Raw genomic sequence first — 15,603 nt, 5'->3', positions numbered from 1 at the left:
CTATCTGGAATCTGGGTTACAACTGCCCCTAGGAACTAGGAACTAGGAACTAGGAACTAGGAACTTAAAAAAATAGCCCCCAATTGGGAGCTATCTAAATCAACTTTCTAACGCCGCCTTCTGCGCTGCGACGATCGCGCTAATGCCGACTGTCGCCGACTCCAGCATTTTCATTAGGTCATCGTGGGTGAAGGGTTCGCCTTCTGCGGTGCCTTGCACCTCGATCATGCGACCATCTTCAGTCATCACCACATTCATATCGGTGTCGGCTGCTGAGTCTTCGACATATTCAAGGTCACACAGAATCTCTTCGCCAAGCTGGCCCACAGACACTGCTGCCACATGACCTTTCATTGGGTTAGCTTTAAGCTTGCCGTTGTCTACTAAGTATTGGAACGCATCGGCCATTGCCACACTGGCTCCCGAGATAGACGCGGTACGTGTACCACCGTCGGCTTGTATCACGTCACAATCAACCGTGACCATAATCTCACCCATGGCTTCCAAATCCACCACAGCACGCAAACTGCGCGCGATCAGGCGTTGGATTTCCATGGTACGACCACCCTGCTTACCACTCGACGCTTCACGACGCATGCGCGAGTGAGTCGAACGTGGCAGCATCCCATACTCTGCGGTGACCCAACCCTTGCCCTGGCCTTTCAACCAACGCGGAACATTCTCTTCTACCGTGGCATTACACAGTACCTTAGTGTTGCCAAACTCAACCAATACTGAGCCTTCAGCATAGGCAGTGTAGTTGCGAGTGATTTTAATCGGGCGAATCTGATCCGCCGCGCGGTCGTTTGGACGCATGGGTATCTACCTTATTAATAGGGGGAGACGTTTTGATTGGAGCAAGATTATAGCGAAGTTTGCCTAGCAAAGCTATCGGCCTTAGAACTGTGCTACTATTGGCAAGCGTTATTTTCACAGATGATAAACAGGAAAATTCGATGATCTATAGTATGACGGCCTACTCACGCAAAGAAGTGAAAGGCGACTGGGGCAGCGCTGTATGGGAAATCCGCAGTGTCAATCAACGCTACCTTGAAACTTACTTCCGCCTGCCAGAACAGTTTCGTGGCTTAGAGCCTGTGCTGCGTGAGCGTTTTCGCAAGCGCCTGGCGCGCGGCAAGGTAGAATGTGCTTTACGTTTTGAAGCCAACCCTGCAGCCAAAGGCGAACTGACCATTAACGAAACCTTAGCCAATCAGGTGATCAAAGCCGCCGAACAGGTGATGCACATGACCGGCGAGTTGAGCCGTATCAACCCTTTCCAAGTAATGAATTGGCCTGGGGTGATGGAAGCGCAAGAGCAAGATATGGATCAGGTCAACAAAGACTTGCTGTCAGCCTTCGATGACGCCATCAGTGACTTTATTGAAGCGCGCGGTCGTGAAGGAGAAAACATGAAAGCACTGATAACCCAGCGCCTTGATGCGATTAGTGCAGAAGTGACCAAAGTGCGCGCCCGTATGCCTGAAATCCTAGAGTGGCAACGTGAGCGTCTATTCTCTAAGTTCGAAGAAGCCAAAGTTGAGCTCGATCCTTCTCGTGTTGAGCAAGAGCTGATCTTGTTGGCACAAAAGTCGGATGTGGCTGAAGAGCTGGATCGCCTCGATTCACATGTGAAAGAAGCCAACAATATTCTCAAAAAAGGTGGAGCTTGTGGCCGCCGCCTTGACTTTATGATGCAAGAGTTCAACCGCGAATCGAACACGCTCGCTTCAAAATCGATCAGTACCGACATCACCGCCTCAGGGGTTGAGCTTAAAGTGCTGATTGAACAAATGCGTGAACAGATCCAAAACATTGAATAAGCACTTTATGCATCGACAAGAGCCCACTTGGGCTCTTGTCCCAGAATGTAAATTTATGCTACTCTTCGCGTCCACTTTTCTGACCTAAAATCACCAACTCAGGTAAAACCATAGGTCAGTGCTATCTTTATATAAGTCAGCACCCCTTGCCGACTGTCATCAAACCAACTGTGAGAATGTCCCTATGGGTAAAGGCACTCTATATATCGTTTCTGCACCGAGTGGTGCGGGTAAATCGAGTCTGATTTCAGCCATGCTAGAAACCAACCCTACCTACGCGATGAAAGTGTCGGTCTCTCATACAACCCGTGGTATGCGCCCTGGTGAACAAGATGGTGTTCATTACCATTTTGTCCAGAAAGAGCACTTTGAAGATCTGATCGAGAAAGGCGAGTTTCTTGAGTACGCCGAAGTGTTTGGCAACTATTACGGCACCTCACGTGTTTGGATTGAAGACAATCTCAACAAAGGCATTGATGTGTTCTTAGATATTGACTGGCAAGGCGCCCGTCAAATTCGTCAGCAGATGCCACAAGCGAAAAGTTTGTTTATCCTACCGCCGTCGAATGGTGAGCTTGAGCGCCGTCTTAATGCTCGCGGCCAAGACAGTGAAGCGGTGATCGCCAAACGTATGGCTGAGGCAAAATCAGAAATCTCTCATTACAGCGAGTACGACTACGTGATCGTCAATGATGATTTCGATAATGCTCTAATGGACTTTAAAGCCATCATCCGCGCCGAAAGATTGAAGCAAGACAAGCAAGCTGCTAAATATAAAGGCATGCTGGATGCGCTTTTAGCGGAGTAAGTTCTAGACACTTGGAACTGACACCCTGTATAATTTCTCGTCATTCAAAATTTTTTGTTAACTAATTTGGAGTTCTCATGGCACGCGTAACTGTTCAAGACGCTGTTGAAAAAGTCGGCAACCGTTTCGACCTAGTTCTCATTGCGGCACGCCGCGCTCGTCAAATGCAAACTGGCGGCAAAGATTCACTAGTGCCAGAAGAGAATGATAAGCAAACCGTTATCGCTCTACGCGAAATCGAAGAAGGGCTTATCACTAAAGAGATCCTTGATGCACGTGAGCGTCAAGAGCAGCAAGAGCAAGAAGCCGCTGAACTGGCCGCAGTAAGCAGCATCGCTCACAACCGCTAATCAGACCTTCTCTTTGATCACTATCTTCCGGGCCTAAAGTTTGTATCTATTCGATAGCCTAAAAGACGTTGCCCAAGAATACCTAACAGAGCCTCAAATTGAGGCTCTGCGTCAATCTTATGTGGTAGCGAAAGATGCCCATGAAGGGCAAACCCGCTCAAGCGGCGAACCCTATATCATCCACCCTGTTGCTGTTGCTCGTATTCTGGCCGAAATGCGCCTAGATATTGAGACCTTACAAGCAGCGCTACTGCACGACGTTATTGAAGACACTGAAGTCACCAAAGAAGAGCTTGAAGCGCAATTTGGCAATACGGTGGCAGAGCTGGTGGATGGCGTTTCTAAGCTGGACAAGCTTAAGTTTCGCGATCGCAAAGAAGCTCAGGCAGAAAACTTCCGTAAGATGGTGCTTGCCATGGTACAAGACATCCGCGTTATTCTGATCAAACTGGCTGACCGCACCCACAACATGCGTACGCTTGGCGCCCTGCGCCCAGACAAAAAACGCCGTATTGCCCGTGAAACCTTAGAAATCTATTCACCACTGGCACACCGCCTAGGTATCCACAACATCAAAACTGAGCTTGAAGAGCTAGGTTTTGAAGCTCTGTATCCAAACCGCTACCGCGTACTAAAAGAGGTCGTTAAGGCCGCGCGTGGTAACCGTAAAGAGATGATTCAGCGTATCCACAGTGAGATTGAAGGTCGTCTTGAAGAGGTCGGCTTGAAAGCACGCGTGGTCGGCCGTGAGAAGAACCTGTTCTCCATCTACAACAAGATGAAAACCAAAGAACAGCGTTTCCACACCATTATGGATATTTACGCGTTTCGCGTGGTGGTTGAAGATGCTGATACCTGTTACCGAGTGCTCGGCCAGGTTCACAGCTTGTATAAGCCACGTCCTGGGCGAATGAAAGATTATATTGCGGTACCGAAAGCCAATGGCTATCAATCGCTACATACTTCGATGGTAGGCCCTCACGGTGTGCCAGTTGAAGTGCAGATCCGTACCGAAGATATGGATCAGATGGCTGACAAAGGTGTCGCTGCGCACTGGTCGTACAAAGGCAATGGTGAGCGAACCGGTACTACAGCGCAAGTTAAAGCTCAGCGTTGGATGCAAAGCCTACTTGAGTTGCAACAAAGCGCAGGTAACTCATTCGAATTCATAGAAAACGTAAAATCGGATCTATTCCCAGACGAAATTTACGTATTCACGCCGAAAGGTCGCATCGTTGAGCTCCCGGTTGGGGCGACTGCGGTCGATTTTGCTTACGCGGTCCATACCGATGTGGGTAACACTTGTGTAGGTGCACGTGTTGACCGCAACCCATACCCGCTGAGTAAATCACTCAAGAATGGTCAAACTATCGAGATCATCAGTGCACCAGGCGCTCGTCCGAACGCGGCATGGCTTAACTATGTGGTGACATCGCGCGCACGTACTAAGATTCGTCAAGTGCTGAAAACCATGCGTCGTGAAGAGTCGATTACCCTTGGCCGTCGTCTCCTCAATCACGCTTTAGGTGAACTGTCGCTGTCTGATATCAGTGAAGGCAACGTCAATCATGTTCTGGCCGATCTCAAAGTCAAATCTGTCGACGATCTGTTAGCAGCGATTGGTCTCGGCGAGTTGATGAGTATTGTGATTGCTCGACGCTTGCTTGGCGATGCGGATGAACTCACTGAGACCGAAACCACCAACGCGGATGGTACACCGAAGAAGAAGCTACCGATTCGTGGCGCAGAAGGTATCTTGCTAACGTTTGCTAACTGCTGTCACCCAATTCCAGACGATCACATCATCGCCCACGTCTCACCAGGCCGTGGTTTGGTCGTACACCGGGAAATGTGCCCGAATGTGCGCGGTTATCAGAAAGAGCCTGACAAGTACATGGCGGTCGAATGGTCAGACGATTACGACAAAGAGTTTATTACCGAAGTCACCGTCGATGTGCAAAATCGTCAAGGGGCTCTAGCTGAGTTGACTAACGTTATCTCTAAGACCGGCTCAAACATTCACGGTCTATCGACGGAAGAACGCGATGGTCGGTTGTATACCGTCACCGTACTACTCACCACCAAAGATAGGGTTCACCTTGCGGGTATTATGCGCAAAATTAAAGCCATGCCTCAGACGTTAAAAGTCCGTCGCCGCAAAAACTAAATCTTCTTTGTCTCCGTATAACAATGTCCTTGAGGCCTCAGGCTTCAAGGGCATTTTTAAATCAATACCTTAGCGTCATCTACATATCGCATTACCATTATGAACTTAGAACGTTACAACCGAATTCAGCAAGTCCTGAAAGCACGTCAAGCAGACCTCACTCTGTGTCTGGAAGAGGTACACAAGCCAAACAATGTCTCTGCGGTGATCCGCTCCGCTGATGCCACCGGGATTCATAAGATTCACGCCGTTTGGCCAAACGAAATGCGCACCCTCAGTCACACCTCGGCAGGTGCTCGCAACTGGGTCGAAGTAGACACTCACGACAGCATCGAAGACGCGATTGCCGAATTGAAAGCCCAAGGTATGCAAGTGCTGGTGACCAACCTTTCTGATACAGCGGTCGATTTTCGTGACATTGACTACACCAAACCGACGGCCATTATTCTAGGCAGTGAAAAAGTGGGCGCCTCTGAGCAAGCGAAAAAGCTGGCCGATCAAGATATTATCATTCCTATGGTCGGTATGGTGCAGTCGCTCAATGTGTCGGTCGCCAGCGCTGTCATTCTGTATGAAGCGCAGCGTCAACGCCAAGCGGCTGGCATGTATGACAACGAAGTGAGCTCAGTCGACCCAGAAACCATCCACCGCCTGCTGTTTGAGCGCGGTCACCCGGTGCTAGCCAAAGTCGCCAAGCGCAAAAAACTGCCCTATCCACCGCTTGATGAGCAAGGACAGATCATTGCCGATGATGATTGGTGGGCGGAGATGCAGAAGAAGTAAAGTGGCGAGTGGCGAGTGGCGAGTGGCGAGTGGCGAGTGGCGAAAAACTTTGAACGACAAACTTCCATAGTCAAATAATCATTTCTCGTAACTCGCAGCTTCATACTCGAAGGGCGAAGCGCGAGCTCTCCCCATTTTTCCCTGTACAAAAACACAGCTCAATGGTTAACTATCACTAACTTAGTGAATGACTTATCGAGCGTTTTTATGTCCCAACTGCTGTCTGCTATTCCTTTAACGTCATTGACCGGCGTTGGTGCCAAAGTGGCCGAGAAATTAGCAAAAGTTGGGCTAATGACTGTTCAAGACCTGCTTTTTCACCTTCCTCTGCGTTACGAAGACCGTACCCGTATCTATCCGATGGTAAAACTGCACGCTGGTTTATGGGCTGCGGTTCAGGGCAAAGTGATGAGCGTCGATACCCTGTTTGGCAAACGAAAAATGCTGACCGTCAAAATCAGTGATGGTAACGGCACTATTACGCTGCGCTTTTTCAACTTTACCGCCGCGATGAAAAACAACTTTGTCGAGGGTAAAACGGTCCACGCCTATGGCGAAGTCAAACGCGGCAGCTATGGGTTGGAAATCGTTCATCCTGACTACAAATTCTATGCACCACACCAACAGCCAGACGTCGAGCAAACCCTGACGCCAGTGTATCCAACCACCGATGGGCTTCGCCAAGTGACGCTGCGCAATTTAACTGACCAAGCCTTGGCGTTACTCGATAAAGCGGCGGTACAGGAGCTGCTGCCCCATGGGCTGTATGACAATCAGATTACTCTTGCCGACGCCTTACATACCATTCATCGTCCACCACCAAGCTTAGACTTAGAGCAGTTTGATAACGGCAAACATCCGGCGCAAGTGCGTTTGATTATCGAAGAGTTACTGGCGCAGAACTTATCCATGCTCGCGGTGCGCAGTAAAGGCCAGCGAGACAGTGCCTTACCCTTGGCAGCGCGCGATACGCTCAAACAGCAGCTCCTCAATAGTCTGCCCTTTACTCCAACGCAAGCTCAAACTCGCGTAGTCCAAGAAATAGAGCAAGACTTAGCGAAGCCTCATCCTATGATGCGTTTGGTTCAAGGCGACGTTGGCTCGGGCAAAACCTTAGTCGCCGCGCTAGCCGCACTGCGCGCATTGGAGCATGGTTATCAAGTGGCGTTAATGGCGCCAACAGAACTACTGGCCGAGCAGCACGCTATTAACTTCTCTGCGTGGCTAGAACCGATGGGGATGAAAGTCGGCTGGCTGGCGGGAAAACTCAAAGGCAAAGCAAAGCAGGCCCAGCTAGAACAAATTGCCAGCGGTGAGGCACAAATGGTCGTCGGTACCCATGCGCTGTTCCAAGAGCATGTGGAATTCCACCATCTGGCGCTGGTCATTATCGATGAGCAGCACCGTTTTGGTGTCCATCAGCGGCTTGAGCTGCGCGAAAAAGGCGAAAAACAAGGCGCTTTTCCTCATCAGCTGATCATGACCGCCACCCCCATCCCACGCACCTTAGCCATGACCGCTTACGCCGATTTGGAAACGTCAGTAATTGACGAGCTGCCGCCAGGGCGCACCCCAATCCAAACCGTCGCCATTCCCGACACCAAACGTGACGAGATTGTCGAACGGGTACGTCATGCCTGCTTAAATGAAGGTAAACAGGCGTACTGGGTGTGCACCTTAATTGACGAGTCGGAAGTGCTGGAAGCACAGGCAGCGGCCGATACCGCTGAAGAGCTGCAACGCAAACTGCCGGATGTAAAAATCGGCTTGGTTCACGGGCGAATGAAACCTGCCGAAAAGCAAACAGTGATGCAGGACTTTAAAGACAACAAGCTGCATTTATTGGTCGCTACCACTGTGATTGAAGTTGGGGTAGACGTGCCCAATTCGAGCTTGATGATCATCGAAAACCCAGAACGACTTGGTCTGGCGCAACTGCACCAGCTTCGTGGCCGAGTGGGTCGAGGCAGTGTCGCCAGCCACTGTGTGCTGCTCTATCACGCTCCGCTGTCTAAAACCGCACAAAAGCGACTAGGCGTTCTACGTGAGAGCAACGATGGGTTTGTGATTGCGCAGCGCGATTTAGAAATTCGTGGACCAGGGGAGTTACTTGGCACTAAGCAAACCGGGATGGCCGATTTTAAGATTGCCGATCTAGTACGAGATCAGAGCCTAATCCCCGAAGTTCAACGTATTGCACGCCATATTCACGACCGTTATCCCGACAGTGCCGCTGCTATCATCGACCGTTGGCTCGGCGACCGGGATGTGTATTCGAAGGCATAGCGAGTGGCGAGTGGCGAGTGGCGAGTGGCGAGTGGCGAGTGGCGAGTGGCGAGTGGCGAGTGGCGAGTGGCGAGTGGCGAGAAAATCTTGGAAGGTTGACATTAAGGCGTCAACCTTTTTCCGCATTTAAGACGTAAGTCCCTAACAACAAACTCTGTATCAGATACCTACTCAGCAGTTATAACGTGCACCTCTCGAAGGGCGAAGCCCGATCTCGAAGCGAAGCGCTCTAAATTCTCGCAGGGCGGAGCCCGCTCTCAATCCTTAACCTGCAAAATCCCATCCCATGGCAGGTTTTCATCACCTAACACAATAAAGTTTGGGTTCTCCAAAGTATCGCGCTCGTTGTAAGACAAAGGGTCGAGGTGAGTGCTAAGAATGCGCCCCCCCGCTTCTTCGACAATACATTGCGTCGCGGCCGTATCCCACTCCCCGGTCGGGCCAAGGCGTAAATAGCAATCGACCGCACCTTCGGCCACTAAGCACGCTTTAAGTGCAGCTGAGCCGAGTGGGACGAGATCGTAATTCCACTCACTGCTCAAACGGCGGGTAATGCGGTTAATGTCTTGACGGCGACTGATCGCCATCGCGATTGGGCTGGATTGACCATCATGACTGTGAGTTTTGATCCGCACATTTTGGTCAAGATCCGGTATCTTCCAGGCGCCTTTACCATGATAAGCGTAGTAAGTAACCCCAGACACAGGCCCGTACACTACCCCCATCACTGGTTTGTTGTTTTCCACCAGCGCGATAATGGTGGCAAAGTCGCCACTGCGAGCAATAAATTCTTGAGTGCCATCGAGTGGGTCCACCAACCAGTAACGACGCCATTGAGAGCGCTGCTCTAAGCTAATATCTGCATCTTCTTCAGACAATACCGGGATCTCGGGTGCCAGCTCAGAGAGCTTTTCCGTTATCAACTTGTGGGCTGCGATATCAGCACTGGTGACCGGTGTTTCGTCACTTTTGGTATACTCTTGGTACTCTTTTTTCTCGTATATTTCGAGGATAAGTTGCCCTGCGGAGCGGGCAATTTCTATCACAGCGGGTAAATGATGAGAGAGATCTTTGGTTATTGGCATAAACATTCCTTATTGCGCTGCGCAGTGACCTCTAGCGGGTCTGATTCGATGTAAGATTACGCAAGGCAAGCAGCAGCGCGGTAATACTGCGCGCTTCACTAAAATCTAGGTGCGTTAGCAACTCTTCTGCCTGAGCAAGGGGCCAACGGACCACGTCTAACGGCTCAGGCTCATCACCTTGTAATTGTTCTGAGTATAGATCTTGAGCGATAAATAGGGTCATTTTACTCGAGAAATAAGACGGCGCTAAAACCACTTCTTTTAGTGGTGTCAGCGTGTGTGCGCCGTAACCGATTTCCTCTTTCAGCTCACGCACTGCCGCTTGTTCGGCGCTCTCACCTGGGTCTATCAGCCCTTTAGGAAACCCCAACTCATAACGCTCAGTGCCAGCGGCATATTCTCGAACCAGCAACAGATCACCTTGTTCGGTCACCGGCACCATCATCACCGCATTGCGACCACTCGGTTTCATTCGTTCATAGGTTCGTTGCTCACCATTGCTAAAACGCAAATCGAGCGCTTCAATCGCGAACAATCGAGATTGCGCGACCGTGTGTTTGGCCAGAATATCTGGTGGAGTCCTTTTTGCCACAAGTTTGCTCCTTAGCACCGAGAGAGTTCTTAATATATGAGAAAACAACCGGGTTTGAAATCAAAAAAAAGGGTTCGCCTTGAAGCCAACCCTATGTATTTCATTCGGTTAAATGAAGTATACCAAACAGCATAAATATCTGGTCATTCTTGCTGGTTAAAATCGCTGATAGCGTCGTTATAGATTTTGTAGGTAGGTCAACTAGCTAGCTGCAATCTATGCCTTGCTCTCAGCAATTTTTCCTGCGCAATTATCTGCTCACCTATTTATCCCGTTTGGTATTAGTAATAAGAGTGCTCACCACGGTCGTGCTCGGTTGCATCACGTACCGCTGTTAGCTCGCCGGCAAACTGTTGCAGCAGCTCTTTTTCGATGCCCTCTTTCAGCGTAACGTCGACCATAGAACAACCGTTACAACCGCCGCCAAACGCAACAATCGCCACACCGTCATCCGTGATTTCGACCAGATTTACGTGACCACCATGACCAGCTAACTGAGGATTGACTTGAGTTTGGATCGCATATTCAACGCGCTCAACTAAAGGCGCATCATCAGCGACTTTGCGCATTTTGGCGTTCGGTGCTTTCAATGTCAGCTGTGAGCCCATTTTGTCCGTTACAAAATCGATCTCTGCATCTTCAAGGAAAGGCAAGCTCAACTCATCAACGTAAGCGGAGAAGCCCTCGAAAGCGAACTCTGTGTCTGTCGATTCAATCGCTTCTTGCGGGCAGTAAGAGACACCACACTCTGCGTTTTGCGTGCCAGGATTCACAACGAACACACGGATGTTGGTCCCTTCTGGCTGCTGGCTGAGCAGGTTAGCAAAATGTTTTTGGGCAGTTTCAGTAATAGTAATTGTATTTGACACGACGAATACCTGAGTAATTTTGTAGGCTATTAGTTGACCATTCTACTCCTGAAAATTCATAGATCTAGCCTTTTGCAAAAATTCGGCTAACTCGATGGCTCTGGAGTGCGGCAAATGCAGTAAATATCGACATTTTTCACCCCAGCATCAAGCAATAATTTGCACAAATGATGCACGGTCGTGCCTGTGGTGACCACATCATCCACAATCGCTACTCGGTTCACATTGGGTAGTGATGTCAGGGCAAATGCGTCGCTGAGATTATCCAAACGCTGCGTGCGAGTTAGCCCTTGCTGCGGGCGCGTGACGCGAGTGCGAGAGAACACGTTCGCTAAAGGAATAGCGAGTTGCTTGGACAGGGCGTGGGCGAGACGTTCACTTTGATTGAATCCACGCCTAGCGCAGCGCTGCCAATGCAAAGGGACATAAGTGATAAGCTCGGCGGGCTCGGTGACTTGAGGACTGAGCAGCTTTGCCAGTTTGTCTGCTTGCCAGAACTGACGCTGATACTTCAACCGCTGAACATAACTTGCCAGCGGCGCTTGGTAATCACCGACACAATAAAGCCGCTGCCAGAGCGGGGGATGGGTTAAGCACTGGCCACACTGCTCCGGCTCACCAACACAAGGCAAACCACAGCGCTGACAACGCTCTATCGGCGCAAAGTAAGCCAAACACGCGTGACAGAAACTGGCAGACTGCGCCTGCGCTTGTATCGGCAGCAAACATAGCTCGCAATGGCTGGGCAACAGGTCCGCGATGTATTTGTGGAATATTTGCGCTAACATGAGCTCGCTTGAAGTGGGCATCAGCCACAGTGTGACACGCAGTCGAATCAAGAAAGGATGAATAAAGTGCAACAAAGTGAGAGCAAACAGCCGGGGCTGTTTTGGCAAGTGAGCGGCCAAGGACAAGATCTGGTCTTAGTGCACGGTTGGGGAATGAATGGCGCAGTATGGCAACAAAGTGTCGACGCGCTCAGTCAGCACTACCGTGTGCATGTCGTCGATCTGCCCGGCTTTGGACACAGTCATCACACCGAATTTATCGGCATGGAAGACTTGACCAAGCAAGTGCTTGAGGGTGCACCGCAACAAGCAATTTGGCTCGGCTGGTCACTGGGCGGACTGGTAGCGACACATATTGCCCTGAATCATCCACAGCGAGTCAGCAAACTGATCACGGTAGCAAGCTCACCCAAATTTGCCGCGCAAAAATCTTGGCGCGGCATTCAACCTAAGGTACTCAATGCCTTTACCGAGCAGTTGGTCGACAACTTCCAATTGACCATAGAGCGCTTTATGGCGCTGCAAGCCATGGGCAGCCCCTCTGCGCGCCAAGATGTTAAGCAGCTCAAGCAAGCCGTGTTGTCACGTCCAACGCCAAACCCTACCTCCTTGCTCTCGGGCTTAAACCTGCTCGGTGATCTTGACTATCGCCACCGTTTGAGTGAGCTAACCATGCCGATGCTGCGCTTGTATGGCCGTCTTGATGGGTTAGTGCCAGTCAAAGTGGCCAATGACGTCGATAGCCTTAATCCACGGAGCCAAAGCCATGTGTTCAGCGCCTCTTCACACGCCCCTTTTATGACCGAGTTTGAATCCTTCTGCGAGCAAGTGCAGCGATTTATCGGCAGTGAGGCGACATTGTGTAACTCAATGTCAATCAACAACAATGCGTAAAATCAACTAAACATTTAGCAAAGCTGGTCGATAAATAGACTAACCGAAAGAGTTGTGACTCTGCCGGTTGGGCGTGAGGAGATTAAACGATGCTCGTATCACCGACGAACGTAAGTGTTCCACTCATCGCCCCATCGGTTAATGTGCAAACGGAGCAAGCAGCGCGCGACAATAAAGTTCGTGAGCCGGTTGCCCCGACCATTGCATTGACCAAGAGCAACGCAGAACGGAAAGTGACTGCAGATGAAAAACGGCGCAAGCAGTCGTCATGGGACCCCTCAGAGCATCCCAGCTATGAGACGGAACAGAGTGGCGAGTCGGTGTCGATTTATCAGGAAGAGCCTCAAGATACACTCGACAGGCTATTTCAATTGCTGGCACTCGATAGTTATAGCGAACATCAAGGTAAAGGCTACGCCATGCGCTTTCGCTTGCCGAAACGCATAATCGATGCGGCGATAACAGAAGGGACAATGGAAAAGCGGCGGACCGTGATCAAGTTTCATTACGGCGACGCTGTGGCCCCCAACACTCCCTCTGATGTCATTGCGGTGTTGTAGTACGTCATCAACCCTTAACGGCTGATGGCGTAATGCCCGAAAAAAATCCCCGTCAGTATCGCTACTCACGGGGATTTGTTTTTTTTACTATACTTATCGGCGATTAGCGATTAACGTTTCGCTTTGGCAAAAGCCGCAGCAAAGGCGCCACCCATTGCGCTATTGCCTTGAGACTCGTCGCGACGACGCGGCTTTTGCGCTTGGCGCTGCTGATCTCGCGGCGTACTTGAACGCTGCGAGCGGTTATCTTGCCCTGGTTCATCATTCAAACGCATCGACAGACCAATCCGCTTACGCTGTACGTCCACTTCCATCACTTTCACTTTGACGATATCACCGGCTTTAACCACGTCACGCGGGTCCGATACGAAGCGATCAGTCAGCGCCGAAATATGCACTAAACCATCTTGGTGCACGCCAATATCGACAAAGGCACCAAAATTGGCCACGTTCGACACCACGCCCTCCAAAATCATCCCCGGTTCGAGATCAGACACTTGGTTGACCCCCTCGGCAAAGGTCGCGGTTTTGAACTCAGGTCGTGGATCGCGACCAGGTTTATCCAGCTCTTTGATAATGTCGGTGACGGTCGGCACACCAAAATTATCATTGGTATAGTCGACCGCATGCAGAGTACGAAGGAACTGAGTGTCACCAATCAGAGCTTTGACATTCTTTTGATTCTTCTCTGCGATCGCTTTGACCACCGGATACGCTTCAGGGTGAACAGCAGACGCATCGAGCGGATTCTTTCCATCCATAATGCGCAAGAAACCCGCACACTGCTCAAAGGCTTTTGGCCCCAAGCGCGCCACTTTTTTCAAGGTCGTACGACTGTCAAAACGGCCGTTGGCATCGCGATAGTCAACAATATTCTGCGCCAGGGTGTTAGACAAACCGGCCACCCGTGTCAACAAGGCGGGAGAGGCGGTGTTCACATCCACCCCAACTGCATTCACACAGTCTTCGACCACCGCATCCAGTCGCTTGGCCAACAGAGATTGGCTCACATCGTGCTGATACTGACCGACACCAATTGATTTCGGGTCAATTTTCACCAACTCAGCCAGTGGGTCTTGCAAACGACGCGCAATCGACACGGCGCCGCGCAGCGACACATCCAAGTTTGGAAACTCTTTTGCCGCCAGCTCAGACGCAGAGTAAACCGAGGCTCCCGCTTCACTGACCATGATTTTTTGCACCTTGAGATTGCCGCGCTTAATCAGGTCCGCAACAAAGCTATCGGTTTCACGTGATGCGGTGCCGTTGCCAATGGCAATCAAGTCAACCTGATATTTTCGCACCAACGCATCCACAACCTGAGCCGACTTATCATATTGCTTTTGTGGCGGGTGCGGATAAATGGTGTCGGTGGCCAGCACTTTACCGGTCGAGTCCACCACCGCGATTTTACAACCAGTACGTAAACCTGGGTCGAGGCCTAGCGTGGCACGTGGACCCGCTGGTGCCGCCATCAGTAAGTCTTTTAAGTTGCTGGCAAACACGTCAATCGCTTCAATCTCGGCGCGCTCTTTCATTGCCGCCATCAGCTCGGTTTCCATATGCATCGACACTTTGATTCGCCACGCCCAACTGATCACCTGCTTACGCCAACTGTCTGCCGGAGCGCTACTCAGCGAAATGCCGTAATGATCGCTTACCAAGGTTTCACAGTGTGACTGTCGAGCCCCCTCTTCTTGGTGAGGGTCGGCATTGATCGCCAAGGTTAAGAAGCCTTCGTTGCGACCACGTAGCATCGCCAGTGCGCGGTGAGACGGCACTTTACTCAGAGGCTCGTTGTGTTCGAAGTAGTCTTTAAACTTCTCCCCAGCTTGCTCCTGCCCTGCGACGACGCGCGATACCAGTTCAGCATTGCGGTTAAGATAATGACGAATTTTCTCCAACAGGTTGGCATCTTCAGCAATGCGCTCCATGATGATAGCGCGAGCGCCATCGAGCGCCGCTTTACTATCCGCAATGCCTTGGTCTGGATTGATGTACTTGGCCGCTTCCGACTCAGGTTCAGTCTGCGGATGATGCCACAGTTGCTCCGCTAAGGGCTCAAGACCCGCTTCAATCGCGATTTGGCCTTTAGTGCGACGTTTTGGTTTATAGGGAAGATACAGGTCTTCAAGTCGCGTCTTGCTGTCTGCTTGTTCAATTTGAGCAGCGAGCTCATCGGTAAGTTTACCTTGGTCTTGAATTGACTTGAGAATGGTTTGACGTCGCTCTTCAAGCTCTCGCAAATAGGATAAGCGGCTATCGAGATTACGTAGTTGGGTGTCATCTAACCCTCCGGTGACCTCTTTACGATAACGGGCGATAAACGGGACAGTGTTGCCGTCATCAATCAGAGTGACAGCAGCGGTAACTTGCTCAGGGCGAACACTCAGTTCTTGAGCAATCAAATGACAGATAGCTTGGCTCATCCGTTGAATCTCTTTTTCGTTTTTTATTGTTAGCTATATTGGGGCCACGAGGCGAAAAGCCAATGCTTTTTGTCTTATCGCTCAAGGTTGCACGATTGTTTAATCAATTGGTTGGCATTTGTGTGAAATCTGTGTCAAAACTAATGTGAAATCAGAACTTAAGCTCGCT

The 15,603-nt window shown here is 50.5% G+C and carries 14 protein-coding genes; 8 read left to right on the top strand and 6 right to left on the bottom strand.

Translation table 11 applies throughout. The annotated features are described in order from the left end of the window. Positions 1-99: 99 nt before the first annotated feature. Positions 100-816 (bottom strand): ribonuclease PH, encoded by a 717-nt coding sequence (rph, locus tag MTO69_RS00495; RefSeq protein ID WP_248330161.1) that lies wholly within the window; start codon positions 814-816, stop codon positions 100-102. A gap of 140 nt (positions 817-956) precedes the next feature. Between rph and MTO69_RS00490 the strand changes: the two genes are divergently transcribed. The 6 genes from MTO69_RS00490 to recG all read left to right on the top strand — a co-directional run bounded on the left by MTO69_RS00490 (position 957) and on the right by recG (position 8,217). Next, positions 957-1,823: a YicC/YloC family endoribonuclease gene (locus MTO69_RS00490; protein WP_248330159.1), complete on the top strand. Its 867-nt coding sequence runs from the start codon at positions 957-959 to the stop codon at positions 1,821-1,823. A gap of 184 nt (positions 1,824-2,007) precedes the next feature. Next, a complete protein-coding gene (gene gmk, locus MTO69_RS00485; RefSeq protein ID WP_248330157.1) occupies positions 2,008-2,631 on the top strand; it encodes a guanylate kinase in 624 nt (207 codons plus the stop codon). Positions 2,632-2,708: 77 nt separating this feature from the next. Further along, positions 2,709-2,981, top strand: a complete 273-nt coding sequence (rpoZ, locus tag MTO69_RS00480; RefSeq protein WP_248330155.1) for a DNA-directed RNA polymerase subunit omega — start codon at positions 2,709-2,711, stop codon at positions 2,979-2,981. A 40-nt stretch (positions 2,982-3,021) separates the two neighbouring features. Then, complete coding sequence (spoT, locus tag MTO69_RS00475; RefSeq protein ID WP_248330153.1) at positions 3,022-5,148, top strand: bifunctional GTP diphosphokinase/guanosine-3',5'-bis pyrophosphate 3'-pyrophosphohydrolase; 2,127 nt, start codon at positions 3,022-3,024, stop codon at positions 5,146-5,148. A 99-nt stretch (positions 5,149-5,247) separates the two neighbouring features. After that, the gene (trmH, locus tag MTO69_RS00470) at positions 5,248-5,931 is read left to right on the top strand and encodes a tRNA (guanosine(18)-2'-O)-methyltransferase TrmH (RefSeq protein WP_248330151.1); all 684 of its coding nucleotides are present in this window, start codon (positions 5,248-5,250) and stop codon (positions 5,929-5,931) included. 207 nt (positions 5,932-6,138) lie between these two features. Further along, positions 6,139-8,217 (top strand): ATP-dependent DNA helicase RecG, encoded by a 2,079-nt coding sequence (recG, locus tag MTO69_RS00465; RefSeq protein ID WP_248330149.1) that lies wholly within the window; start codon positions 6,139-6,141, stop codon positions 8,215-8,217. Positions 8,218-8,474: 257 nt separating this feature from the next. Here the strand turns inward: recG and cysQ are convergent, their stop codons facing one another. The 4 genes from cysQ to MTO69_RS00445 form a co-directional block, all read right to left on the bottom strand. Then, entirely contained in the window at positions 8,475-9,302 is an 828-nt protein-coding gene (gene cysQ / locus MTO69_RS00460; RefSeq protein ID WP_248330147.1) for a 3'(2'),5'-bisphosphate nucleotidase CysQ, read from the bottom strand. A 31-nt stretch (positions 9,303-9,333) separates the two neighbouring features. Continuing rightward, positions 9,334-9,894: an ADP compounds hydrolase NudE gene (gene nudE / locus MTO69_RS00455; RefSeq protein WP_248330145.1), complete on the bottom strand. Its 561-nt coding sequence runs from the start codon at positions 9,892-9,894 to the stop codon at positions 9,334-9,336. A gap of 281 nt (positions 9,895-10,175) precedes the next feature. Continuing rightward, positions 10,176-10,763, bottom strand: coding sequence for a Fe-S biogenesis protein NfuA (gene nfuA / locus MTO69_RS00450; protein ID WP_248330144.1), 588 nt, complete (start codon positions 10,761-10,763; stop codon positions 10,176-10,178). 86 nt (positions 10,764-10,849) lie between these two features. Further along, positions 10,850-11,551: a ComF family protein gene (locus MTO69_RS00445; RefSeq protein WP_248330142.1), complete on the bottom strand. Its 702-nt coding sequence runs from the start codon at positions 11,549-11,551 to the stop codon at positions 10,850-10,852. Positions 11,552-11,608: 57 nt separating this feature from the next. Between MTO69_RS00445 and bioH the strand changes: the two genes are divergently transcribed. Both bioH and MTO69_RS00435 read left to right on the top strand, forming a co-directional pair. Continuing rightward, a complete protein-coding gene (gene bioH, locus MTO69_RS00440) occupies positions 11,609-12,445 on the top strand; it encodes a pimeloyl-ACP methyl ester esterase BioH (protein ID WP_248330140.1) in 837 nt (278 codons plus the stop codon). Between the two features lie 89 nt (positions 12,446-12,534). Further along, on the top strand, positions 12,535-13,005 hold the full coding sequence (locus MTO69_RS00435; protein ID WP_248330138.1) for an ATP-dependent Lon protease: 471 nt from the start codon (positions 12,535-12,537) through the stop codon (positions 13,003-13,005). A 110-nt stretch (positions 13,006-13,115) separates the two neighbouring features. Here the strand turns inward: MTO69_RS00435 and MTO69_RS00430 are convergent, their stop codons facing one another. Continuing rightward, entirely contained in the window at positions 13,116-15,434 is a 2,319-nt protein-coding gene (locus MTO69_RS00430) for a Tex family protein (protein ID WP_248330136.1), read from the bottom strand. Positions 15,435-15,603 lie beyond the last annotated feature (169 nt).

Origin of the sequence: Vibrio sinaloensis (assembly GCF_023195835.1) — a bacterium.
Taxonomy (GTDB): Bacteria; Pseudomonadota; Gammaproteobacteria; order Enterobacterales; family Vibrionaceae; genus Vibrio; species Vibrio sinaloensis_C.
The sequence above is the reverse complement of the archived record's forward strand: the minus strand, read 5'-3'. Positions and strand labels throughout refer to the sequence as shown.